This is a genomic window from Xanthomonas sp. fls2-241-TYG-148 (assembly GCF_030208815.1).
Lineage (GTDB): Bacteria > Pseudomonadota > Gammaproteobacteria > Xanthomonadales > Xanthomonadaceae > Xanthomonas > Xanthomonas campestris.
Genome location: NZ_JARVTE010000001.1, coordinates 996,404 through 1,017,875 on the forward strand (window position 1 = coordinate 996,404; position 21,472 = coordinate 1,017,875).

The following is a 21,472-nucleotide window of genomic DNA, read 5'->3' on the forward strand; positions in this document are numbered from 1 at the left end:
TTTGCTTCTCCGATTCCCCATTCACGACTTACGATTCCCGGCGCTTAAAGCACCTCACTACGCGTGCCGAAGGCATGCGACAGCGTGCCGCGATCCACGTACTCCAACTCGCCGCCCAGCGGCATGCCTTGTGCGAGCCGGCTGGGGCGCACGCTGTGTTGGCGGGCCAGTTGCGCCAGGTAATGCGCGGTGGCCTCGCCCTCGACGGTGGCGTTGGTGGCGATGATCATTTCGGTGACCTCGCCCGCTGCCAGACGCTCGGCCAGGCGGTCCAGCCCCAACTCACGTGGGCCGATACCATCCAGCGGCGACAAACGCCCCTGCAGGATGAAATAGACCCCGCGGTAGCCGGTGGCGTGCTCGATCGCCAGGCGATCGGCGGGCGATTCCACCACACACAGCTGCTGCCGATCACGGGCGGAATTGGCGCAGATCGCGCACACCTCCGACTCGGTGAAGTCGCGGCATTGCACGCAATGGCCCACCTTCTCCACCGCATTGGCCAGCGCCGCCGCCAGCCGCCGCCCACCCTCGCGCTCACGCTCGAGCACGTGGTACGCCATGCGCTGCGCCGACTTCTGACCCACACCGGGCAGCACCCGGAAGGCTTCGATCAGTTGTTCTAGAAGGGAGGACATGTGCTCGGGAATCGGGAATCGGGATTGGGGAATCGCAAGAGCAAAGGTGCAGGTTGCTTAACGATTCCCGATTCCCTACTCCCGATTCCCAGCCTTTCAGAACGGCAGCTTCATGCCGGGCGGCAACTGCATGCCGGCCGTGGCTGAGCCCATGCGATCCTTGGATTCGGCATCGATCTTGTTGGAGGCATCGTTGAAGGCGGCGGCGATCAGGTCCTCGGCCATCTCCTGGTCGGAGAGGATGCTCGGGTCGATGCGCACCTTGCGGCATTCCTTGGCACCGGTGAGCGTTACGCTGACCATGCCGCCGCCGGCGCTGCCGGTGACTTCCAGCTTGGCCAGTTCTTCCTGGGCGCGCTGCAGGTTTTCCTGCATCTTCTGCGCCTGCTGCATCAGTTGGGCAATATTTCCACGCATGCGGGGTTACTCGTCGTAAGGGCGGATGGAATCGGGAACGACCCGCGCGCCCTGCTGCTGAATCAGCTGCTGCACATTCGGGTCATTCATGAAGGCGGTTTCGGCCGCACTCTGGCGCTCGCCTTTCTGGCGATTGGCGCGCTCGTGCAGGGTCTCGACGTCGGCGCTGCCGGTCTCGATCACGATGCGCGGCGTGTTGCCCAACTCCGGCGCCAGCGCCTGGGCAAGGTTGGCGATGGAACGTTCGGAATTGAGATATTCAAAGCCCGGCGCCAGCGCCAGGCGCAGCACGCCGTCGCGATGGCCGATGAAGGCCGCATTGGCAGCGAGCTGGCGCGAGGGGCCATTCAAACCGCTGCGCGTGACCAGCTCCAGCCATTGCTCGGCATCGGCGATGTATCCTTCGTCGAACGCAGCGGCCGGCGGTGTCACCGGCGCGGGCGCAGACGGCGGAGCCACAGGCACCACCGCATCCATGGCAGCAGGTGCCGCGTCGTCGGCCACGGTCGCAGGCGGCGCCATGGCCGCTTCCGGCGCCATTAACGGCACAGCAGCAGGCACCTCGGCAGTGGCACGTTGCGGTGCAGCCTGTGCACGCACCGGTGCGTCGTCCACCGCCCACGGCGGTGTGTCATCCGTGCGCGCAGGCGGCGCTGACGGCGCAGGTTCGGCCGCGGCCGTGGGCAACACCACCACCGGCGATGGCGCGGCAGCGACGGGCGGTGCGGACACCACGGGGGCCGGGCTGACGTCGGCTGCCTTGGCCGACGTCGCCGCCGGTGCAGGTGCAGGTGCGGCGGCCGCAGGCGCCGCCTGCACGCCGGTGGCCGTTCCACGCGTGTGGCCGCCGGCGCTGGCGCCACGTCCATCGTCGCCGCTGCCGGCCGGCACCGCGGCAGCCGGCCGGAAGGCGAGCATGCGCAGCACGGCCATTTCAAACCCGGCGCGCGGACTCGGCGCCAGGTACAGATCGCGGCGCCCGTTGAGCGCCATCTGGTACCAGAGCTGCACCACTTCCGGCCGCAGCTGCGCGGCAAAGCCCGTCGGGTCGATGCCATCGCCCACGAACGCCACCGACGGCACCAGCTGCTGCACCTGGATGCGATGCAGTGCCTCCGCCAGCGCCTCCAGCACGCCGCTCCAGTCCGGCGAGAATTCCGCCAACGCGGCAACCACCTTCAACAACTGCGCGCCGTCCCCATCGGACAGCGCCTGCAGCATCGCGCCCACCTGGGTGCGATCGACCGTGCCCAACATGGTGCGCACCACGTCTTCGCGCAGCGCGCCGCCGGCATAGGCGATGGCCTGGTCGAGCAAGGACAGCCCGTCACGCAGCGAGCCATCGGCCGCCTTGGACAACTGCACGATCGCCGACGGGTCCGACTCGATCTCCTCGGCCGCGAGGATGCGGGTCATCTGGCCCTGGATCTGGTCTTCGTCCAGCCGCTTGAGGTTGAACTGCAGGCAGCGCGACAGCACCGTCACCGGCAGCTTTTGCGGGTCGGTGGTGGCCAGCAGGAATTTCACGTGCTCCGGCGGCTCTTCCAGCGTCTTCAGCAGCGCATTGAACGCTGCCTTGGAAAGCATGTGCACTTCGTCGATCAGGTAGACCTTGAACTTGCCGCGCGAGGGCATGTACTGCGCGTTTTCAATCACTTCGCGCACATCGTCCACGCCGGTGTTGGACGCGGCGTCGATCTCCAGCAGGTCGATATAACGCCCGGCATCGATGTCCAGACAGGCCGGGCACGTGCCGCACGGATCGGCACTGGTGCCGGTCTCGCAGTTCAGCGATTTGGCGAAGATGCGCGCGATGGTGGTCTTGCCCACGCCGCGGGTGCCGGTGAACAGGAACGCGTGGTGCACGCGGCCACTGTCGAGCGCATTGCTGAGCGCGCGGACCACGTGTTCCTGGCCAACGAGTTCGGCAAAACGCTTCGGGCGCCACTTACGGGCGAGAACGAGATAGGACATCGGGAAACCAGCGAACGTTGAACCGATATTGTGCCACGCCGCGCACTCTTGATCGTTCAGCGACGGGCCGTCGGCCGCAGACACGCACCGGTCGGATCGACAGCGGCGCAGTGCCGGCAGCGTGACGCGCGCGCAGCGCCAACTGTCGCTGCGGCATCGGACCTGAAGGGGGTGGTGTCCCCGCCGGTTGACCTCGGCGCCCGCATCAATCGATACCGTTGCTGCCTTCCGGCCCTGGCGGGATTTTCGATCTAGCGTCGCGAGGGACCGACGGGGCCACCATAAGACGTGGGCCACCGGCGTGGCCCTGGATGTCGGCAACGTGCACAAGCGCGCAACGCAGACATCATGAAACTGGCGGAGAGAGGGGGATTCGAACCCCCGAAGCGCGGTTTAGACGCTTACACACTTTCCAGGCGTGCTCCTTCAACCACTCGGACACCTCTCCGTGCCTGTCGGGCGGCCTGGCCGTCGACAGAAGCGGAATTCTAGCTGTCGCGCGCGGCTTTAACAAGGTTAGTCTCGGCGCGGCCCGCAGAGGGCGCGACAGAATTGCGGCGCCGCAAAGGAACCCACCCGCGCGGGCACCTGTCGATTCAAACACCAGCCGCGCTCGCCTGGCAGATGCACCGCAGGTGAGGCATTGCCTTACTGCGACTCCGGATGCAGCCAGCCGGCATCGCCTTCCAGGTAGTGCTCGTGCTTCCAGATCGGCACGCGCGCCTTGACCTCGTCGATGATGAAGCGGCACGCCTCGAATGCGGCGCCACGGTGCGCCGCGCTGACGCCAACCCACACCGCCATTTCGCCGATGCCCAGCTCGCCCACGCGATGCACGCACTGCGCCTGCAGGATGGAGAACCGCGTCATCGCCTCGTCTAGCACACGCTGCCCTTCGGCCTGTGCGAGCGCGGCATAGGCTTCGTAGCGCAGCCCGGCAACGCTGCGGCCATCGTTATGGTTGCGCACCCAACCCTCGAAGCTCGCAAACGCACCAGCGCGCGGGTGCTCCAGTGCCTGCCGCAACGCTTCCACCTGCAGGGGCGCGTCCGACAGCCCGAAGCTCGGCCTGATCTGCTCATGCATGCTCAACCTCCAGAGACCGGCGGAATGAAGACCACTTCGCTGCCATCGCGCAGCGGGTCGTCCCAGCGCGCGAATGCGCCGTCCACGGCCACGCGTAACTGCGCCGGCGTCCAGCGCAGCCCGTGCCGCGCATCCAGTTCCGCATACACGCCGCGCAAATCGGCAGCATCCGAGTGCACTTGCTCGCTTGCAATGCCGGCAGCCTCGCGCAAGCTGGCGAAGTACAACACGGTGATGGTGGCGCTCATCGCGCAGCTCCGATATCGCGCTTGCCGCCGCGTTTGGACAACAATTTGGTCGGGCCGATCCGCATGCTGTGTGAGAGCGCCTTGCACATGTCGTAGACCGTCAACGCCGCCACGCTGGCACCGGTCAGTGCTTCCATCTCCACGCCCGTGCGGTGTACGCAGCGCACCGTGCAGACGATCTGCAGCACCTGCGCGCCCGCCCAATCGATCTCGAAGCGGCAGCCATCGATGGGCAGCGGATGGCAGAACGGAATCAATTCATGCGTACGCTTGACCGCCATGGTGCCGGCGATCACCGCCGTCTCCACGATGCCGCCCTTGGCGCTGCGCAAGCCGTTGGCGCGTAGTTGCGCTGCCACGGCAGCAGGAAAGTGCACCCGGCTTTCCGCGGTGGCACTGCGTGCGGTGACCTGCTTGTCCGAAACGTCCACCATGGTGGGCAGCCCGGCGTCGTCCAGGTGGGTGAGACGTGCGGAAGTGGTCTTTGCTGGCATGGGAAACGACACGGGAACAGAACGTCAGGATGCGGGATTGTCGGTGAACGGGGTGGCTTGATGGAACAGCATCCGCCAGCGCGCACCATCCGGGCGCCATAGCGAACTGCGCAGGGCACACCGCGCCACGCCGTCGGCGTGCACGCGGGTGCGATAGCGCAGCTGCGCCAGCTGTGGGGCCAGCAGCACGCAGCTGAAGTCGTCGGTCACGTAATCGGCAGCCGCCGCACTGGTGGTCAATGCGGCGATGACCTCCCCGCGCGTATAGCACCGGCCCGAGGCACCAAACTCGACGAACGCGGGATCCAGCAACGCCTCCAGTTCGCCCACTGAGCCACGCACCTGTGGATCGAGCAGACGCAGCTCCAAGTCGCGCAACTGCGTCAGCAGCGCAGCGGCGCTCACCCGCCGATCAGGAACATCTCGACCGGCTTGCGACGCCGGGAGGTGGATGCGCGCACTTCGCTATAGCGGTCCGCACGCACGCTCCAGCGCTGGCGCAGATGCGTGGCCAAGCCCTGCTCGCCCTCGGCCAGTGCCGGCTTGAGGTCATGCCCCTGACTGGCGAACAGGCAGGTGTACAGGTGCCCATCGGCAGAGACGCGCGCACGCTGGCAATCGCCGCAAAACGGCACGCTGACCGAACTGACAAAGCCCACCTCGCCCAGCCCGTCGGCAAATGCGTGCCGCTGCGCCACTTCGCCGGTGTAGTTGGCATCCAGCGGCGCCAACGGCCACCGCGCATGGATCCGGTCGCGCAACTGCGCGGAGGTCACTACCGCCTCGGGCCGCCAGCCATTGCAGCTGCCCACATCCATGAATTCGATGAAACGCAACACATGCCCGGTGCCACGGAAGTGCTCGACCAACGGCAGCACCTGGTCTTCGTTGACGTCGCGCTGCACCACGCAATTGATCTTCAGGCGCTTGAACCCGGCCTGCTCGGCCGCGGCGATGCCGGCCAGTACCTGGTCGATCTCGCCACGCCCGCCGCTCATCTGGCGAAACAGCGCAGGCTCCAGCGCATCCATGCTCACGGTGATGCGGCGCAGCCCGGCCTGGCGCAGGGCCACGGCCTGGCGCGCCAGCAGCGCTCCATTGGTGGTCAGCGCCAGGTCCTCGATGCCCTCGATCGCCGCCAGGCGCTGGATCAGCACCGGCAGGTTCTTGCGCAACAACGGCTCGCCGCCGGTCAGGCGCAGCTTGGTCACGCCCACCGCCACGAAGGCGCGCACCAGGGTTTCCAACTGGTCAAAGCTCAGCCGCTGGTCGGCGTCCAGCCCGTAATCGTCCGGCACGCGGTCGGCGGGCATGCAGTAGCCACAGCGAAAATTGCAGGCCTCGATCACCGACAAGCGCAGGTCGCGCAGCGGCCGGCCGTAGCGGTCCTGCATCGGTGCGGCGCTCAGGTCCGGCAGCATCAGGGCACCCATCAGCGCGGCGCCATGGCGGCAGTGGGTGTTGCCAGCGCAAGCACCTGGCCAGGCACAGCCACGCGATGGCCGCGTGCCCGCAGCACGTCGCCGTCGGCGTTGCTGGCGTAGTGATACAGCCACATGCGGCTCAACAGGTCCTGCGGGTATTCCCGCTCCAGGTCATCCACACCAGTATGCGACGGGTTGCCGTGAACGCCGCAGTCATGCGCGATGAGCTCGCTGTCATCGGCATAGCGCGCCAGCATCTCCGGGATCGGCCGGGTGTCGCCGGTCCAGACCAATGCACCCTGCAGGCGCAGCCCGTAGGCGGTCTCCGGCCAGTGGTGGCGCACCGGGAACACCTCCAGGCGCACACCGTCATGCCAGAACGCCTCGCCCACCGGCACCAGCTGAAATGCATCCCAAAAGTTCGCACCGCCCTCGGCCAGCACGTTCGGGTAGTCGGCCAGCCGCCGCTGCAGCAGCGGCACCACCGGCGCCGGCACGTACAGGCGGGTGCGGCCGCGGCGTTCGGAGAAATAGCTGTCCACGAACAAGCGCTCCAGCCCGCCGACGTGGTCCAGATGCACGTGGGTGATGAAGACCGCCTGTGGCATCTGGCCGTAATGGGCCTGATAGCTGGTGAGCCCTTCGCTGCCGCAGTCGATGGTCAGCCACGGCGCACCGCCACGCTCCAGCGTGGCCATCGGCGACCCCAGCGCCACGGCCGACGCATTGCCGACCCCCTGCACCCGCAGTGCCCACTCCATCAGTAGCCCCGGCCCCAGGCCAGCTCGTAGGCGCGGTGCAGGCGCTCGTAGTCCTTGTCCACGTCTTCGCGGGTGCGGTTGCCGCGCAGCTTCAGCAGCGAACGATGCAGGCGGGCCAGGTTGCGCTCGCGCCAGCGGGTGGCCGGAATGCGCAGCACGCCGCGGTCGAAATCGATCAGCCAGCCATGCCCGCCGGCATCGAACAGGATGTTGTGCGCATTGAGATCGGCGTGATCCAGGCCGGCGCGGTGGAAGCGCGCGATCAGCCGCCCGGTGTCTTCCCACGGCGCGCCGCGGCCGGCCACCTGTGCATGGTCGGCCAGCGACCGCACGTTCTCCAGCCGCTCCATCAACAACGCAGCACGGTAGCCCAAACCTTCGCGCAGATAGCAGGCCGCCAACGGGCGCGGCACCGGCAGCTTGCGCTTGAGCAGCTCACGCATCAGCCGGAATTCGGCAAAGCTGCGCGTGCGCCCGGCGCCTTTCCAGAGATATTGGTCGCGACTTACACGTGCGGCCATGCCGCCGCGCCGGTATTGGCGCAGCACGCTGTGGCCAAACGGGGCATCCACGAACCACGCGCCACCGCGCCCGCCCTCGTCTACCGGACGCGCCCTGTCGCCCCAACGCTGTGGCGAGAACAGCCCGGCATCGGCTTGCCGCAGCCGTTCGCGGTCGAACAGAATGGCGCCGTACCCGCGGCCTTCGCGGTACGGCGTCAGCGCTTCAGTGGCGTCGAAAGAAACCATCCATCGAGTCTAACAACACCATGGCTTCTACGCCTGCTTCGTTATGCCTGCTGCGCCTGTCCGCCCTGGGCGACGTCACCCACGTGGTGCCGCTGGTGCACACCTTGCAGGCGGGCTTTCCGCAGGCGCAGTTGCACTGGATCATCGACAAGGCCGGGCTCAAATTGCTCGACGGCCTGCCCGGCGTGCACTTCCATGCCTACGACAAACGCAGCGGCTTGGCCGGCATGCGCGCAGTGCGCCAAGCGCTGGCCGCGCATGGTCACTTCGATGCCTTGCTGCAGATGCAGGTCGCATTTCGCGCCAACGTGCTGTCGGCGTTCGTGCCGGCGCGCCGGCGCATCGGCTACGACCGCAGCCGCTCGAAGGACCTGCACGGCCTGTTCGTCAACGAGCGCATCGCCGACCGACCGGGCATCCACGTGCTGGACGCCATCGGCAGCTTCGCCGAGCCACTGGGACTGCGCCAGACCGAGGTGCGCTGGAACCTGCCGGTGCCCGCCGACGCACACGCGTGGGCACAGGCGCAATGGCAAGACGATAGGCGCCCGGTGTTGATGATCTCGCCGTGTTCCAGCCACGTGCGGCGCAACTGGTACCCGGACCGGCACGCTGCGCTGGCCGACCATGCTGCCACGCAGGGCTGGCGGGTAGTGCTGTGCGGCGGCCGTAGCGAGCTGGAGCGCAGCACAGCCGATGCCATCATCGCGGCGGCGCGCACGCCGGTACTGGATCTGGTCGGCAAGGACACGCTCAAGCAGTTGCCTGCCCTGCTCGCCCGCGCCGCGCTGGTGGTCACACCGGATTCGGGGCCGATGCATATCGCCAACGCGATGGGCACCAAGGTGCTCGGCCTGCATGCCGCCAGCAACCCGCGACGCAGCGGCCCGTATTCGGATGTGCGCTATTGCGTGGATCGCTACGACGCTGCCGCACGCAAGCACCTGGGCAAGCCGGCCGCGCAGCTCAAGTGGGGCACCAAGATAGAGTTCGACGACGTGATGACCTTGATCAGCGTCGACGATGCCATCGCCGCGTTCGAGCGCTATCGCGCAGATCACGCCTGACCCATCGGTCAGCCTCGGCGCGCCTGCAACATGCGCCGACGATCAGCCCGCATCAGGCGCCGCTGGCGCGGTAGTCCTGGTAGGACTTCTCTTCCACGTACGAAGAACCCAACGCCAGATTGATCTCCTTCTTGATGCGCGCGCGCTCGTCGTTCTCGATATAGACACTGCGCGCCAGCTGCACGAAGTCATCGTCGAAGGACTGCGCCTGTTCCTTGAGGCGAATGTCGTCCTCGATCACCCACAACCGCTCGTTGACCGCTTTCAGCTCCGCGCGCAGGCGAACGATGTCGTGGCCGGCGGCCGGATGCGCCATCCAGCTGGTTTCCAGCGCCGACAGCTCATTGCGCACGTTGGCCAACTTGGCCGCGTCCTGCATGCGCTCGGACTTGATCTGCAGAATCGCGATCTTGTCGAGCAGCTCACCAAAGGACACCGGCACCAGGATCTCGGACATGACAGACCTCCAACGAAGAATCGGCAATTGTAGGCATCGCGCCGGCGGGCTGCGACCCGAAAACAAAAAGCCCCCTTGCGGGGGCTGATGCAGCGATGACGCGGAATGCGCACGAACCAAAACGGTACTGGCACAACGCGTCACCACAATCTGGCGGAGAGGGGGGGATTCACTCGGCACTACGTGCCTTCGCCCTTTGGGCGGCTTCGCCGTGCAGACGGCGATGCCGTCTGTCGAACCCGGGGCTTCTCACCCCCCAATGACGCCGGCGAAACTCACGCGGCACTGGCACATCTGCGCGCCTCAATCTGGCGGAGAGGGGGGGATTCGAACCCCCGAGGCGCTATAAACGCCTGCCTGATTTCGAGTCAGGTACATTCAACCGCTCTGCCACCTCTCCAGATGGTCCCCGGTGTCCCGGGGCCGTGAATCATACGGGCACACGCGGTTTGCCACAAGCGGGCGCGGCTTGCCGCCGAGACCGCAGTGCCGGGGCCGGCGTGAACATCCGCCGCGGCCATTGCGCCCCATCGGTTGCCGGCCGCCTGCGGGGCCGCGATGATGGTGCGGCACCTCTCATCCTGGCGACCCCGCACCATGCTCGAATTCGGACACCTCACCCACGTGGGCCTGCGCCGTGACCTCAACGAGGATACGTACTACGGCGACAGCGAGCTGGGGCTGTGGCTGGTGGCAGACGGCATGGGTGGCCATGCCTGCGGCGAGGTGGCCAGTGCGTTGGCGCGCGAAACCATCGTGCGCGAAGTACGTGCCGGTACGCCGCTGGCACAGGCAGTGCGCATCGCCGACGAGGAAATCATCAAGACCTCGCGCCGCTGCAACGACACCTTGCCGATGGGCACCACCGTGGTGGCCGCGCGCGTGCTCGGGCAGCGTTTCGAAGTGGCCTGGGTGGGCGACAGCCGCGCCTACCTGTGGCGTGACGGCCGGCTGGCGCAACTGAGCCAGGACCACAGTTATGTGCAGGAACTGATCGCCCAGGGCACATTGACCAGCGAGCAGGCGCGCGCGCATCCGCATCGCAATGTCGTCACCCAGGCGCTCGGCGTCACCGACCCGGCCCATCTCAATGTCGCCACCATGCAGGGCGAACTCAAGTCGGGCATGCAACTGCTGTTATGCAGCGATGGGTTGACCGAAGAAGTGGATGACACCGCGATCGCCGCAACGCTGTCGCAGGCCGATTGCAGTGCCCAGGAATGCGTGGAATGCCTGGTCGCCGCCGCACTCGATGGCGGCGGCTCGGACAACATCACCGCCATCCTGGTGCGCAGTCACTGACCGCGCGAGCAGCACGTCCTCCAGCGGCGCCTTAGCTGGCGACCGCGACCTCGTCCAACTCCGGCGCATCCCACAGCGCACGCCCGGCCTTCTTGCGCAGCCGCTCCAGACGCGCCTCGTGCGCCTGCAGCTCCGACGCGGTCACCACCACGCGTGGGCGCGGCAGCAACAGCGACGGATCGAACGCGATCATGCCCTCGCCGCCGTCGGCATTCTGGCCGGCATCCATCGCGCCGAAGCCGATCTCTTCCTGCCCGGAGGTCAGCGCGATGTAGACATCGGCCAGGATCTGCGCATCGAGCAAGGCGCCATGCAACTGCCGGTGCGAGTTGTCCACGCCCAGCCGTTTGCATAATGCGTCCAGCGAGTTGCGCTGACCGGGATAACGCTCACGCGCCATCATCAAGGTATCGACCACGGTGGCGCGGTCGATGATGCGGCCGAACTGATCGCCCAGCAGCGACAGTTCGTTGTCCAGAAAACCCAGGTCGAACGCGGCGTTGTGGATGATCAGTTCGGCGCCGTCGATGTAGGCCAGGAACTCTTCCACCACCTCGGCAAACACCGGCTTGTCCGCCAGAAATTCCAGGGTCAGCCCGGTGACTTCCTGCGCGCCAGGCTCGAAGTCGCAGTCCGGCCGCAGATAGCGATGGAAGTTGTTACCGCTCGGGCGGCGTTCCAGCAGTTCCACCGCACCGATTTCGACGACGCGGTTGCCCTTGCGCCATTCCAGGCCGGTGGTTTCGGTATCGAGAATGATCTGACGCATGCGTCCTCTTACGATGTTGCGAGGCCACCGCGCTGGGCGATGGCCTGATTGCGGGCAAGCACGTCGACGCGCTCGTTGTCCGGGTCGCCATTGTGGCCTTTCACCCAGCGCCATTCGATGGTGTGGCGCTGAGTGGCCGCATGCAGCCGCTCCCACAGCTCGCGGTTCTTGACCAGGTCGCCGCCGGAGGTCTTCCAGCCGCGCCGCACCCAGCCAGGCATCCACTCGGTGATGCCTTGACGTACGTATTGCGAATCGGTGTGCAGCAGGATCTGGCACGGCTCGGTGAGCGTTTCCAGCGCCATGATCGCCGCCATCAGCTCCATGCGGTTGTTGGTGGAATTGGCTTCGCCGCCGGCCAGTTCCTTCTCGCGACCGTTGTAGCGCAGCAGGGCGGCCCAGCCGCCCGGCCCGGGATTGCCGAGGCAGGAGCCGTCGGTATGGACTTCAATGGATTTCATCAGGACCTAATTTGGATTGCGATGTCAGATCGTGGCCACAGGCTGCGGCCAACGCGACGGCAGGGCGATCGGCGTCGGACCGATCGGCGCTGCGGCACGCTTTTCCACTTCGAGGAGATACACCGCACGCCAGGGCGCACGGCTTGGATCGGCGGAGCCGCGGCCGGGACCCCAGATCGGCCCCAGATACCGTTCTTTGTCCACGCATTGCAGCCCGGCCCGCTGCGCCAGCAGCCGCCACCGATCCGGGCGCAACGCCACCGGGCCGCGACGCGCCCAGCGGAACCGGTACGGGCTCAGCGGATTGAGCGTGAACAACCACAGCCGCCCGCCCGGCATCAGCACCCGCTCGCATTCGGCCAGGAACTCCGCCGCCCCATTGACCACCGCATGCTGCACCACGATGGCCTGCAGGCTTTCGGCCGGCAACGGGAACGGCACCGCACAGCGTGCGTCGCCGCCAAAGCGGCTACCGCTGCGATACAGCCGCAAGCCACGCCCCTGCAGGGCGTCGCGCGGTGGCAGATCGGTGGTCGGAGTGACCCACAGCCAGGGCTGCGACGGGCGCGTCTGCAGCGCCGCGAGCGCCAATTGGCGCTCCAGCTGGAGCAGGCTGCGGCCTCCACCCGTTTCAAACCAGGATGAGACACCAGCTTGACGGGAGAACGGCGCGGCAGGCATGGTCCCAATTCTATGCGACTCACCGCCCTGCCCGCATTCGACGACAACTACATCTGGGCGCTGGTCGCCAATGATGGCCGTGCAGTGATCGTCGACCCTGGCCAGGCAGCGCCGGTGCTGGAGGCCGCGCAACGTGAGGGCTTCACTCCGGTAGCCGCCCTGCTGACCCACCACCATGCCGACCATATCGGCGGCGTGGCGGAGCTGCAGCAGCATTTTCCGGCGCTGGAACTGTACGGGCCGGACGACGAACGCATGCCTGCGGCCACCCGCCACGTCGCCCACGGCGACACTGTGACGGCCCTGGGCATCGACTTTGCGGTACTGGAAGTCCCCGGCCATACCCGCAGCCATGTCGCCTATGTGGGTGACGGGCACCTGTTTAGTGGTGATACCCTGTTCAGCCTAGGCTGTGGGCGGATGTTCGAAGGTACGCCCCCACAGATGTTCGACGCCTTGCAGCGGCTGGCCTCCCTGCCAGGCGAGACGCTTGTGTGTTGCGGCCACGAGTACACCTTGGCCAATGCGGCCTTCGCGCTGCACGTCGATCCCACCAACGCTGCCTTGCAGCGCCGTCAACAGGAAGCCCAGGCAATGCGTCATGCAGCCCGTCCTACCCTGCCGATTTCGCTCAAGAGTGAACTGGCCACCAATCCGTTCCTGCGTCTGCATACTCCCGAAATTCGCGCCGCGGTCGCCGCGCACGCAAGCATTTCGATAACGAGCGATGTAGACGTATTTGCCGAACTTCGGCGCTGGAAAGACGTATTTCGCGCATGAGGCGCCTGCTTCTGGGTGTGTTGGCCGCGCTGTCGGCCGCCGCACCGGTCGCCGGCTCCGCCAGCGAGCCAAGCACCTCTGCCACCGTCAGCAGCCCAGCACCGGCCGTACGCAACGGCCGGGATATCTTTGCCTCCTTCCTGGAAGGACGTGCCGACCCGGGCTGCGATACCGAGCACAGCGATCGGCGTTGGGAGCAGCACTTCTCCCGCGCCCCGGCCCGCCTGGCAGATGATGGGCAGGACGTCCTCCCGCTGTTCGGCTACGTGGTCGACCAGCTGCGCGAAGCCGACATGCCCACCGAATTCGCGCTGATTCCCTTCGTGGAAAGCGGCTACCGGCCCGGCGCACGCAACGGCAGCGGCCCGGCAGGCCTGTGGCAGTTCATCGCCACTACCGCGCGCAATCACCACGTGCCGGTGGGCGCCCAGTACGACGGCCGCCTGTCGGCGGTGGATTCCACCACCGCGGCAGTGCGCTATCTCAAAACCCTGTACGGCATGTTCGGCGGCGACTGGCGCCTGGCGCTCATGGCCTACAACGCTGGCGAATACCGCGTCTTGCAGGCCATGCGCAGCGCCGGTATGAATGCGCAGAACGCCCGGCCGGCCGAGTTGCCGGGCATGTCCAAGGTCACCTACGAATACGTGGAAAAGCTGCACGCGCTGGCGTGCGTGCTTGACCATGCGCAGGAGCAAGGGACCTTGATGACGTCGCTGGATCGCCCGGTACCGGTGCTGACCGAGCACGCATTGCCGGCCGGCACCAGCCTCACCACCTGGGCTGGGCAGCGCGCCCTGGAACCGCAACTGCTTGCCCGCCTCAATCCGGCAGTGGCCAGCGCCCGTGCAGCGCCCCGCGGCGTGCATGTGCTGGCGCCGATCGCGCCGGCACAACCGGGGTCCGCTGGCGCTGTTGTCGCCCTGGCCGATCGCGCCGCCCTTGCAGATACGGATGACGGCAGTGCCACCACTGCGGTGGCCAGCGTCCAGACCTCCAAGCGCAACAGCGCGCGCACGCACACCGTGCGTAATGGCGAGTCCGCGTGGGCCATCGCCAAGCGCTACGGAATCACGGTCACCACGCTGCTTGCCAACAATGGTCTGGACAAGCGCGCGGTGTTGAAGCCGGGCATGGTGCTGTCGTTCGAAGATTCGCCCTGAGCCATCAGCCGCGCTTGCGGTGACTCGCCGGTAATTGCTCGACGTGCACTGCGCGACTGCAAAGCTGCAGCATTTTCCGGGCATCGCGTTTGAGAGCCTGCGGCGACAAAGGCGCTTTGCGCGCCCCACTATTCCTTGAGCAATTATTTGCCTGCGGCCGAGCTTTCCTGCGCAGTGATCTGTCGTCGGGAGAACGCGCCCGAGGGGCCGATGCGTGCAAAGTTGCTCACCCTGGCCGGGGCGTGACGCTCGGCCTGGGTCGCCCACCCCAGCACATGGGGAACAAAGCACGGAGCACACCAAGTGCGAGGCGTTCGCGCATGCGTCGCGAGTTCTTTGTCTAGGTGACAGCCACCAAAGCCGCTTTCGCCGACGTACGTCGATCCGGTGACGCTACGCTAGCGCGCGTGTACGCGGCGCGGTCTGAACTCGCTCCGCCCGTGTACGTATCTAGTTCCACCGGGAGAGGCAGCGGAAGGCGGACGAGATTCGGCGCCTGCTTATTGAATGGCGACGAGCGATTGGGCTCTCTTCACTGCGATGAGAGCACGAGTCATGAAGCGTGAAGCAGAACACGTGCAGAGCTTTCGCGCCTGCGGCGCGAGTTCCTTTTGTCTTGGCAAAAGGAACCAAAACCGCTGTCGCCGACGCGATCCGGTGCGGTGAAGCTGCACCGGTGCCCTGCGCTCCTCGCCACACGCGGCACGGCGCCCAAACTCGCTGCGCTCAGACAGGGCGCCTCTTCGGCCGCGCGTGGCTGCGGTGCTCGGCTTGCTCTAAGGCGACTGGGTGAAGCAGGAGCAAGAGCAAACGGCAAGGCCGGAGCAGAGCCTGTGGTGTAGCGGCGGCAGATCGGCGTCGATTAGCAGAGCAAATGCATGCAAAACCAGATCTACAGCGACAGCGACAGCGACAGCGACAGCGACAGCGAGAATCACACACGTCATGTAAGCATGCGCAGATATCCGATCGGCAGGTTTGTTTGAGGACGAGCATCTGTCGCCCGGAGTCAGCAATCGCGTGTGGCTGCTCTCCACTTCGCCTACTCGGCGGATGCAAATTAAACTAACGGTCATGGCCACTAAGCAGGTGAATCGCCAAGCGGTGCTCTGCGCCACTCCATCGTCAGGCTAGACCCACGCGTTACTGCAGAACTCATTTCACGAGTAAACCGCGTACAGGGCTAGCGACAGTTCGGCGACGCTGGTCCGCCACAATCGCGGTCACCCGGTGGCACACAAGCGGGCTCCGGTGCTCCGCCTAGCGCACCAGGAGGTGAGACCAATCGAGCAGCTTCTGCACGCTTGCTCATTACCACCTCCAGCAGATCGCTACAGCGCACGGTCGTACCACGCGCCTGCCCACACCCCTGTCCACAACCGTCGCGCTCACCAAACAACAGACCACCAAGCCACAATGGCTCCGTATCTCGGCCAAAGAAAAGCCCGGTCATGCCGGGCTTTTCCGTTTCAGCGATATCAGAAGGGCTTACAGCTGCGCTTCTTCGATCTGGATCTTGTAGCGCTTGCGCATTCCCTTGACGTAGGCCTGCACCGCATTGCCGCCGTCGATCTGACTCAGTTGCTCTCGCAGCATGGTCTGCTGCTCGGCCGGCATCTGCTTAAGATCGCCCGGGGTCGATTTACTCACCACGAACACCGCATACCGGCCGCCAGTGAGCTCAACCTTGCCAGCCGACGGCTTGCCTTCGGTCGGGCGTGGGGCGCTGAAGATCGCGCGATTGGCGGCGGGCGTCGGCACCGGCGCGGTGCGCGGCAGCCCCGGAATCGGCGTGACCTGCAGCTTTTCGGCCGCCGCGAGCGATTGCAGGGTTTCACCCTTCTGCACACGCGCCAGCAGCGCGTCGGCCGCAGCCACCGCAGATTTCTTGGTGCGGTCCGCATGCACCGCGGCAATCACCTTCTCGCGCACCTTGTCCAGCGGCAGTGTCTGTTCGGCGGTGTGATTGGTCACGCGCAACACCACGCTGTGATTGGGCGCAATGGTGATCGGGTCGCTCACCGTACCGTCCTGCACCAGCGTTTCGGAGAACGCCGAGCGCAGCACCGCAGGGTTGGCGGCGATGCCGCTGGCATCAATGCGGGAGAACGGCCCTAGCGTCTGCACCGGCAGGCCGACCTGCTTGGCCGCCGGCTCCAGCGCGGTGGGATTCTTGTAGACCTGGTCGACGAGCTTGCCGCTCAGGTCGGCAAACGCCTTGTCGGCGTCGGCCTTGAGCTGCTCGGCAGCCAATTGGTCACGCACCTGCTCGAACGACTTGCCCTGCCCGCCCTTGACCTCACGCAACTGAATTACGTGGTAGCCAAACTCGGTCTTGATCGGGCCGACCACATCGCCTGCCTTCATCGCGAACAGCGCGTCTTCGAACGGTTTGACCATCGTACCCTTCTCGACCCAGCCCAGATCGCCACCGGCGTCCTTGGAACCCGGGTCCTGCGAATTGGCCTTGGCCAGCGCAGCAAAGTCCGTGCCCGGCTGCTTGGCCTGGGCAGCCAGCTTGGCCGCTTTTTCTTCGGCGGCCTTCTGCGCAGCGGCATCGCTGCCGGCACTGATCAGGATGTGCGATGCCAGACGCTGATCCGGATCGACAAACCGTGCCTTCTCTTCTTCATAGCGTTTACGCAGCGTTGCTTCGTCGGCTGCGGTGGCGGGCGGCAAGGTGGCTGCATTGAGCTCGACGTATTCGATCGTCACAGTTTCCGGCTGGCGGAAATCCTGCGGATGCGCGTCGTACCACTGCTTGATCTGTGCATCGCTGACCGGCGCGGTATCGGCGGTCGGCTCCGGCAGCATCGCCAACTCGACATCGCGCGTCTCGCCCATCAAGGTGAGCAGGCGCTCGAATTCACTCTTGGTCGCAAAGCCCGATTCGGCCACCGCCTGCGGAATCACCGACTGCTGCAAGCTATCGCGCACCAGCGCGTCGAACTGCGCAGGCGTGCGCGGCGGGGTGCCCTGCGCAAGCGCTGCGCGGTACTGGTCGGGGCTGAACTTGCCATCGATCTGGAAGGCCGAAATATTGGCGATGTAATCGCGCACGGTGGCATCACCGATCACGATTCCCGCATCTTCCGCACCCAAACGCACGACCTGCTCGTCGACCAGTTGATCGAGCACCTGCAGTTTGTTCTCGCGCGATTCGAACTGACGTGGGTCGAAATTCTCGCCCTGGCGCTGACGTTCCTGCATACGCGCCTGCTCGAAGCGCGCACGGAAATCCTGCGCGCTGATCTCATGGTGCTGCCACAGCAGCGAGACCGGCCACCATGAAGGTGCGGACTTCCACCACGTCGGGGGCGCCTGCACCTTGGCCACGTTGTTGGCGCCAATGCCGCCAAGGTAGCTGTTGTCGATGACGAACAGGAACGGAATCATCAGCAACCCCAGGATGGCGGTAGCGATCCAGCCTGACGTCTTGTCGCGAAGTTTCTGCAGCATTGGCAAATCACGGCCTGTGGGCGAGCCGCGCAGTGTAACGCGCTTCGCAGCCGGGCACCCAGCCCGACACCACCGTAGCGCCAGCCGCTTGTCCGGTTGCCAACGGAACGCAGTGACCTCGGCCAAAAAAAAGCCCCCGACACAAGGCCGAGGGCTTGGAAAAACTGGCGGAGCGGACGGGACTCGAACCCGCGACCTCCGGCGTGACAGGCCAGCATTCTAACCAGCTGAACTACCGCTCCGCTTTAAACTTGGACGTCTTCTCTTCACGGCATCCGCGCAATGCAAATGCTGTGGAGAAAACGAAGCCCCCAATCGCTCAGGGGCTTCGGTGTAACTGGCGGAGCGGACGGGACTCGAACCCGCGACCTCCGGCGTGACAGGCCAGCATTCTAACCAGCTGAACTACCGCTCCGCGCTTGAAACTTTTGCCTGGTGCTTATCTGGTGGGTGCTGAGGGTTTCGAACCCCCGACCCTCTCCGTGTAAGGGAGACGCTCTACCGCTGAGCTAAGCACCCTAGCGAGTCGATTAGTTTACTGCATCCTTCAGGGCTTTGCCAGCCTTGAATGCAGGATTCTTCGAAGCAGCGATCTTGATGCTGTCGCCCGTCTTCGGATTGCGGCCGGTACGCTCAGCGCGCTCGCGGACCTGGAAGGTGCCGAAGCCAACGAGGGTGACAGCGTCGCCCTTCTTCAGCGCCTTGGTGATTTCGCTCACAACCGCGTCGACAGCACGGCCGGCTTCAGCCTTGGAGATGTCAGCAGCAGCGGCAACGCCATCGATCAATTCGGTTTTATTCATTCTTGAAACTCCCTTTGCGGCAGATGCCGCGGAATCGACAATCGGCGCTCTTGCCGTTAGCGAAGAACCCGACACAAGTGGTATCGCGTGACGCATCACATTTTGCCGCGCCCACGAGTCGTGCATTTATACCAGCGCACCCAAGCGCGCGCAAGCCAAAACCCAATAACGACGCGGGTTTTGGCCTGTTTTGCCTAGGTTTAAACAGCGCACTTTAATGCTTGACGCGGGTACCCGGTGTGGTACGCGACTTGCCGCGCACCGCTACACGCGAGGCGGTCTTGCGTGCTTTTTCCTTGCCGGCTTTCTTCGGCGCCAACGGGCGCTCCAGGGCCAGATCCAGCACTTCGTCGATCCACTTCACCGGCACGATCTCCAGATCGCGCGTGACGTTGGCCGGGATGTCCGCCAGGTCCTTGCGGTTCTCATCGGGGATCAACACGGTACGGATACCGCCGCGCAATGCCGCCAGCAATTTCTCCTTCAAGCCGCCGATCGCAGAGACGCGGCCGCGCAAGGTGATTTCGCCGGTCATCGCTACGTCCGCACGGATCGGCACCTTTGTCAGGATCGACACCAGCGAGGTCACCATCGCGATACCTGCGCTGGGGCCATCCTTCGGCGTGGCACCGTCGGGCACATGCACGTGCACGTCCTGCTTCTGCAGGAAATCCACATCGATGCCCAGCCGCTCTGCGCGCGAGCGCACCACCGACAAGGCCGCCGATGCCGACTCCTTCATCACGTTGCCCAGCTGACCGGTGAGGATCAGGTTGCCCTTGCCCGGCACCAGCGTGGACTCGATCTGCAGCAGTTCGCCACCGACCTCGGTCCAAGCCAGACCGGTCACCAAGCCAATCTCGTTCTCTTCTTCTGCACGACCGAAATCGAAGCGACGCACACCCAGATACTTGTCCAGGTTCTTGGAGGTCACCGTCACCAGCGCCTTGGGCTTGGCCTTCTTTGCGACTGCCTTCTTGGCCACCGGCTGCGGGCCGGCCAACGCGATTTCCTTGACCACCTTTCGGCAGATCTTGGCCACTTCGCGCTCGAGGTTACGCACACCCGACTCACGCGTGTAGTAACGCACCACGTCCTGGATGGCATCGCTGCCGATCTCGATCTCTTCCGGCTTCAAGCCGTTGGCCTTGATCTGCTTGGGCACCAGATAACGCATGGCGATGTTGAGCTTTTCGTCCTCGGTATAGCCGGGGATGCGGATCACTTCCATGCGGTCCAGCAGCGGGCCGGGGATATTGAGCGAGTTGGAGGTGGCAACGAACATCACCTCCGACAGGTCCAGATCCACTTCAAGATAGTGGTCGTTGAAGGTGTGGTTCTGCTCCGGGTCGAGCACTTCCAACAGCGCCGACGACGGATCGCCACGGAAGTCCATCGACATCTTGTCGATCTCATCCAGCAGGAACAGCGGGTTCTTGCTGCCGACCTTGTTGAGGTTCTGCACCAGGCGGCCCGGCATCGAACCGACATAGGTCCGGCGATGGCCACGGATCTCGGCCTCGTCGCGCACGCCGCCCAGGCTCATCCGCACGAACTTGCGGTTGGTCGCCTTGGCGATCGACTGACCCAGCGACGTCTTACCCACACCCGGCGGGCCGACCAGGCACAGGATCGGGCCCTTCATCTGCTTCACGCGCGACTGCACAGCCAAGTACTCAAGGATGCGTTCCTTGACCTTGTCCAGACCGTAGTGATCGGCATCCAGGGTGTCCTGCGCAACTTTGAGATCCTTGCGAACCTTGGTGCGCTTCTTCCACGGCACGCCGAGCAACCAATCCAGATAGTTGCGCACGACCGCAGCTTCGGCAGACATCGGCGACATCTGCTTGAGCTTGTTGAGTTCGGCCTTGGCCTTGGTCTCGACCGGTTTGGGCATGCCGGCCTCGGCGATCTTGCGGGCCAGTTCTTCCAGTTCGCCGGGCGCGTCGTCCAGGTCGCCCAGTTCCTTCTGGATCGCCTTCATCTGTTCGTTGAGGTAGTACTCGCGCTGGCTCTTTTCCATCTGCGACTTGACGCGGCCGCGAATACGCTTTTCCAGCTGCTGCACGTCGATCTCGCCATCGACCAGGCCAACCAGCAGCTCCAGCCGGTCGCCGATCTCGGTGATTTCGAGCAGGCGTTGCTTATCTGCCAAACGCACGCCGATGTGCGCGGCAATGGTGTCGGCCAGACGTCCGGGCTCATCGATGCCGGCCAGGGTCTGCAGCAATTCCGGCGGCAGCTTGCGGTTGGTCTTGACGTACTGTTCGAACAGCGACATCAGCGAACGCGCAATCGCCTCCAGCTCACGCGGCTCGCGTGCATCGCTGGCTTCCACTTCGGTGCCGCGGCCCTGCAAGGCGCCGTCCTGCTCTGCCACCTTGTCGACGGTGACGCGCGACAGCCCTTCGACCAGCACCTTGATCGTGCCATCGGGCAGCTTGAGCAGTTGCAACACCTGGGCGAGCGTGCCGACCGTGTACAGGTCGCCCGCTGCCGGGTCGTCGGTCTCGGCCGACTTCTGCGCAACCAACAGGATGCGCTTGTCCGCCTCCATGGCTTTTTCCAGCGCGCGCATCGACTTGTCACGGCCGACGAACAGCGGAATCACCATGTGCGGAAACACCACCACGTCGCGCAGCGGCAACACTGGCAGATCGAGAATTTCTGGTTGGGACTGGGCCATGGGGCGCTCCGCGGGATCGAGGAATTGGGGCGTAAAAAAAGCCGATGGCCCCG

21 protein-coding genes, 5 tRNA genes and 1 other RNA gene are annotated in these 21,472 nt (G+C 65.3%); 4 read left to right on the forward strand and 23 right to left on the reverse strand.

What is annotated here, in order from left to right; all coding sequences use genetic code 11:
- Nucleotides 1-44: 44 nt before the first annotated feature.
- The 12 genes from recR to QRM60_RS04490 all read right to left on the reverse strand — a co-directional run bounded on the left by recR (nt 45) and on the right by QRM60_RS04490 (nt 7,791).
- Nucleotides 45-638 (reverse strand): recombination mediator RecR, encoded by a 594-nt coding sequence (gene recR, locus QRM60_RS04435; protein WP_076036268.1) that lies wholly within the window; start codon nt 636-638, stop codon nt 45-47.
- A 96-nt stretch (nt 639-734) separates the two neighbouring features.
- Nucleotides 735-1,055: a YbaB/EbfC family nucleoid-associated protein gene (locus QRM60_RS04440; RefSeq protein ID WP_011346622.1), complete on the reverse strand. Its 321-nt coding sequence runs from the start codon at nt 1,053-1,055 to the stop codon at nt 735-737.
- Between the two features lie 6 nt (nt 1,056-1,061).
- Entirely contained in the window at nt 1,062-3,029 is a 1,968-nt protein-coding gene (gene dnaX, locus QRM60_RS04445) for a DNA polymerase III subunit gamma/tau (RefSeq protein ID WP_285445692.1), read from the reverse strand.
- A 177-nt stretch (nt 3,030-3,206) separates the two neighbouring features.
- Nucleotides 3,207-3,303, reverse strand: an RNA gene (ffs, locus tag QRM60_RS04450) — signal recognition particle sRNA small type.
- 81 nt (nt 3,304-3,384) lie between these two features.
- Nucleotides 3,385-3,477: transfer RNA gene (locus QRM60_RS04455), tRNA-Ser, on the reverse strand.
- A gap of 200 nt (nt 3,478-3,677) precedes the next feature.
- Nucleotides 3,678-4,121 (reverse strand): molybdenum cofactor biosynthesis protein MoaE, encoded by a 444-nt coding sequence (locus QRM60_RS04460; RefSeq protein WP_164496920.1) that lies wholly within the window; start codon nt 4,119-4,121, stop codon nt 3,678-3,680.
- The gene (locus QRM60_RS04465; RefSeq protein ID WP_012439072.1) at nt 4,118-4,363 is read right to left on the reverse strand and encodes a MoaD/ThiS family protein; all 246 of its coding nucleotides are present in this window, start codon (nt 4,361-4,363) and stop codon (nt 4,118-4,120) included. Before QRM60_RS04465 ends, QRM60_RS04460 begins: the two co-directional genes overlap by 4 nt.
- Nucleotides 4,360-4,857 carry a cyclic pyranopterin monophosphate synthase MoaC gene (gene moaC, locus QRM60_RS04470; RefSeq protein ID WP_042595029.1) on the reverse strand — a complete coding sequence of 166 codons (498 nt, stop codon included), beginning with the start codon at nt 4,855-4,857 and terminating at the stop codon, nt 4,360-4,362. Before moaC ends, QRM60_RS04465 begins: the two co-directional genes overlap by 4 nt.
- A gap of 24 nt (nt 4,858-4,881) precedes the next feature.
- Nucleotides 4,882-5,262: a nuclear transport factor 2 family protein gene (locus QRM60_RS04475; protein ID WP_161962592.1), complete on the reverse strand. Its 381-nt coding sequence runs from the start codon at nt 5,260-5,262 to the stop codon at nt 4,882-4,884.
- A complete protein-coding gene (gene moaA, locus QRM60_RS04480; RefSeq protein WP_019237906.1) occupies nt 5,259-6,290 on the reverse strand; it encodes a GTP 3',8-cyclase MoaA in 1,032 nt (343 codons plus the stop codon). The genes QRM60_RS04475 and moaA overlap by 4 nt, the downstream gene beginning before the upstream one ends.
- A complete protein-coding gene (locus tag QRM60_RS04485) occupies nt 6,290-7,042 on the reverse strand; it encodes an MBL fold metallo-hydrolase (protein ID WP_011036198.1) in 753 nt (250 codons plus the stop codon). Before QRM60_RS04485 ends, moaA begins: the two co-directional genes overlap by 1 nt.
- Nucleotides 7,042-7,791, reverse strand: a complete 750-nt coding sequence (locus tag QRM60_RS04490) for a 3-deoxy-D-manno-octulosonic acid kinase (RefSeq protein ID WP_011036197.1) — start codon at nt 7,789-7,791, stop codon at nt 7,042-7,044. Before QRM60_RS04490 ends, QRM60_RS04485 begins: the two co-directional genes overlap by 1 nt.
- A gap of 20 nt (nt 7,792-7,811) precedes the next feature.
- Here QRM60_RS04490 and QRM60_RS04495 point away from each other — a divergent pair, with 20 nt between their 5' ends.
- Complete coding sequence (locus QRM60_RS04495; RefSeq protein WP_115555527.1) at nt 7,812-8,858, forward strand: glycosyltransferase family 9 protein; 1,047 nt, start codon at nt 7,812-7,814, stop codon at nt 8,856-8,858.
- Between the two features lie 52 nt (nt 8,859-8,910).
- On the opposite strand, the gene QRM60_RS04500 is transcribed toward QRM60_RS04495, so the two are convergent.
- Nucleotides 8,911-9,315 (reverse strand): DUF6165 family protein, encoded by a 405-nt coding sequence (locus QRM60_RS04500; protein ID WP_103699577.1) that lies wholly within the window; start codon nt 9,313-9,315, stop codon nt 8,911-8,913.
- A 309-nt stretch (nt 9,316-9,624) separates the two neighbouring features.
- Nucleotides 9,625-9,715: transfer RNA gene (locus tag QRM60_RS04505), tRNA-Ser, on the reverse strand.
- Between the two features lie 197 nt (nt 9,716-9,912).
- Between QRM60_RS04505 and QRM60_RS04510 the strand changes: the two genes are divergently transcribed.
- Nucleotides 9,913-10,617, forward strand: coding sequence for a PP2C family serine/threonine-protein phosphatase (locus QRM60_RS04510; RefSeq protein ID WP_014506874.1), 705 nt, complete (start codon nt 9,913-9,915; stop codon nt 10,615-10,617).
- A 31-nt stretch (nt 10,618-10,648) separates the two neighbouring features.
- Here QRM60_RS04510 and dnaQ read toward each other — a convergent pair whose 3' ends face one another.
- From dnaQ to QRM60_RS04525, 3 genes are read right to left on the reverse strand one after another with little or no spacing between them, the layout of a single operon-like run.
- A complete protein-coding gene (gene dnaQ / locus QRM60_RS04515; RefSeq protein ID WP_228417893.1) occupies nt 10,649-11,386 on the reverse strand; it encodes a DNA polymerase III subunit epsilon in 738 nt (245 codons plus the stop codon).
- A gap of 8 nt (nt 11,387-11,394) precedes the next feature.
- Nucleotides 11,395-11,847, reverse strand: coding sequence for a ribonuclease HI (rnhA, locus tag QRM60_RS04520; protein WP_285445693.1), 453 nt, complete (start codon nt 11,845-11,847; stop codon nt 11,395-11,397).
- A 24-nt stretch (nt 11,848-11,871) separates the two neighbouring features.
- Complete coding sequence (locus tag QRM60_RS04525) at nt 11,872-12,528, reverse strand: hypothetical protein (protein ID WP_115555524.1); 657 nt, start codon at nt 12,526-12,528, stop codon at nt 11,872-11,874.
- A 12-nt stretch (nt 12,529-12,540) separates the two neighbouring features.
- Between QRM60_RS04525 and gloB the strand changes: the two genes are divergently transcribed.
- Both gloB and QRM60_RS04535 read left to right on the forward strand, forming a co-directional pair.
- Nucleotides 12,541-13,308, forward strand: a complete 768-nt coding sequence (gene gloB / locus QRM60_RS04530; RefSeq protein WP_115555523.1) for a hydroxyacylglutathione hydrolase — start codon at nt 12,541-12,543, stop codon at nt 13,306-13,308.
- On the forward strand, nt 13,305-14,471 hold the full coding sequence (locus QRM60_RS04535; protein ID WP_115555522.1) for a lytic transglycosylase domain-containing protein: 1,167 nt from the start codon (nt 13,305-13,307) through the stop codon (nt 14,469-14,471). The genes gloB and QRM60_RS04535 overlap by 4 nt, the downstream gene beginning before the upstream one ends.
- A 1,488-nt stretch (nt 14,472-15,959) precedes the next feature.
- On the opposite strand, the gene QRM60_RS04540 is transcribed toward QRM60_RS04535, so the two are convergent.
- The 6 genes from QRM60_RS04540 to lon all read right to left on the reverse strand — a co-directional run bounded on the left by QRM60_RS04540 (nt 15,960) and on the right by lon (nt 21,419).
- Nucleotides 15,960-17,930 (reverse strand): peptidyl-prolyl cis-trans isomerase, encoded by a 1,971-nt coding sequence (locus tag QRM60_RS04540; RefSeq protein WP_285445694.1) that lies wholly within the window; start codon nt 17,928-17,930, stop codon nt 15,960-15,962.
- A 165-nt stretch (nt 17,931-18,095) separates the two neighbouring features.
- Nucleotides 18,096-18,172, reverse strand: a tRNA-Asp gene (locus QRM60_RS04545).
- Between the two features lie 96 nt (nt 18,173-18,268).
- Nucleotides 18,269-18,345, reverse strand: a tRNA-Asp gene (locus tag QRM60_RS04550).
- Nucleotides 18,346-18,374: 29 nt separating this feature from the next.
- Nucleotides 18,375-18,449, reverse strand: a tRNA-Val gene (locus tag QRM60_RS04555).
- 11 nt (nt 18,450-18,460) lie between these two features.
- Nucleotides 18,461-18,733 carry an HU family DNA-binding protein gene (locus tag QRM60_RS04560; protein ID WP_002806049.1) on the reverse strand — a complete coding sequence of 91 codons (273 nt, stop codon included), beginning with the start codon at nt 18,731-18,733 and terminating at the stop codon, nt 18,461-18,463.
- A 214-nt stretch (nt 18,734-18,947) separates the two neighbouring features.
- Nucleotides 18,948-21,419: an endopeptidase La gene (gene lon, locus QRM60_RS04565; RefSeq protein ID WP_070692101.1), complete on the reverse strand. Its 2,472-nt coding sequence runs from the start codon at nt 21,417-21,419 to the stop codon at nt 18,948-18,950.
- Nucleotides 21,420-21,472 lie beyond the last annotated feature (53 nt).

Excerpts from the sequence above, each read along its gene's own strand:
- recR (WP_076036268.1), bottom strand. The coding sequence starts at position 638 with ATGTCCTCCCTTCTAGAACAACTGATCGAAGCCTTCCGGGTGCTGCCC.
- QRM60_RS04440 (WP_011346622.1), bottom strand. The coding sequence starts at position 1,055 with ATGCGTGGAAATATTGCCCAACTGATGCAGCAGGCGCAGAAGATGCAG.
- dnaX (WP_285445692.1), bottom strand. The coding sequence starts at position 3,029 with ATGTCCTATCTCGTTCTCGCCCGTAAGTGGCGCCCGAAGCGTTTTGCC.
- QRM60_RS04465 (WP_012439072.1), bottom strand. The coding sequence starts at position 4,363 with ATGAGCGCCACCATCACCGTGTTGTACTTCGCCAGCTTGCGCGAGGCT.
- moaC (WP_042595029.1), bottom strand. The coding sequence starts at position 4,857 with ATGCCAGCAAAGACCACTTCCGCACGTCTCACCCACCTGGACGACGCC.
- moaA (WP_019237906.1), bottom strand. The coding sequence starts at position 6,290 with ATGGGTGCCCTGATGCTGCCGGACCTGAGCGCCGCACCGATGCAGGAC.
- QRM60_RS04485 (WP_011036198.1), bottom strand. The coding sequence starts at position 7,042 with ATGGAGTGGGCACTGCGGGTGCAGGGGGTCGGCAATGCGTCGGCCGTG.
- QRM60_RS04490 (WP_011036197.1), bottom strand. The coding sequence starts at position 7,791 with ATGGTTTCTTTCGACGCCACTGAAGCGCTGACGCCGTACCGCGAAGGC.
- QRM60_RS04495 (WP_115555527.1), top strand. The coding sequence starts at position 7,812 with ATGGCTTCTACGCCTGCTTCGTTATGCCTGCTGCGCCTGTCCGCCCTG.
- QRM60_RS04500 (WP_103699577.1), bottom strand. The coding sequence starts at position 9,315 with ATGTCCGAGATCCTGGTGCCGGTGTCCTTTGGTGAGCTGCTCGACAAG.
- QRM60_RS04510 (WP_014506874.1), top strand. The coding sequence starts at position 9,913 with ATGCTCGAATTCGGACACCTCACCCACGTGGGCCTGCGCCGTGACCTC.
- dnaQ (WP_228417893.1), bottom strand. The coding sequence starts at position 11,386 with ATGCGTCAGATCATTCTCGATACCGAAACCACCGGCCTGGAATGGCGC.
- rnhA (WP_285445693.1), bottom strand. The coding sequence starts at position 11,847 with ATGAAATCCATTGAAGTCCATACCGACGGCTCCTGCCTCGGCAATCCC.
- QRM60_RS04525 (WP_115555524.1), bottom strand. The coding sequence starts at position 12,528 with ATGCCTGCCGCGCCGTTCTCCCGTCAAGCTGGTGTCTCATCCTGGTTT.
- gloB (WP_115555523.1), top strand. The coding sequence starts at position 12,541 with ATGCGACTCACCGCCCTGCCCGCATTCGACGACAACTACATCTGGGCG.
- QRM60_RS04535 (WP_115555522.1), top strand. The coding sequence starts at position 13,305 with ATGAGGCGCCTGCTTCTGGGTGTGTTGGCCGCGCTGTCGGCCGCCGCA.
- QRM60_RS04540 (WP_285445694.1), bottom strand. The coding sequence starts at position 17,930 with ATGCTGCAGAAACTTCGCGACAAGACGTCAGGCTGGATCGCTACCGCC.
- QRM60_RS04560 (WP_002806049.1), bottom strand. The coding sequence starts at position 18,733 with ATGAATAAAACCGAATTGATCGATGGCGTTGCCGCTGCTGCTGACATC.
- lon (WP_070692101.1), bottom strand. The coding sequence starts at position 21,419 with ATGGCCCAGTCCCAACCAGAAATTCTCGATCTGCCAGTGTTGCCGCTG.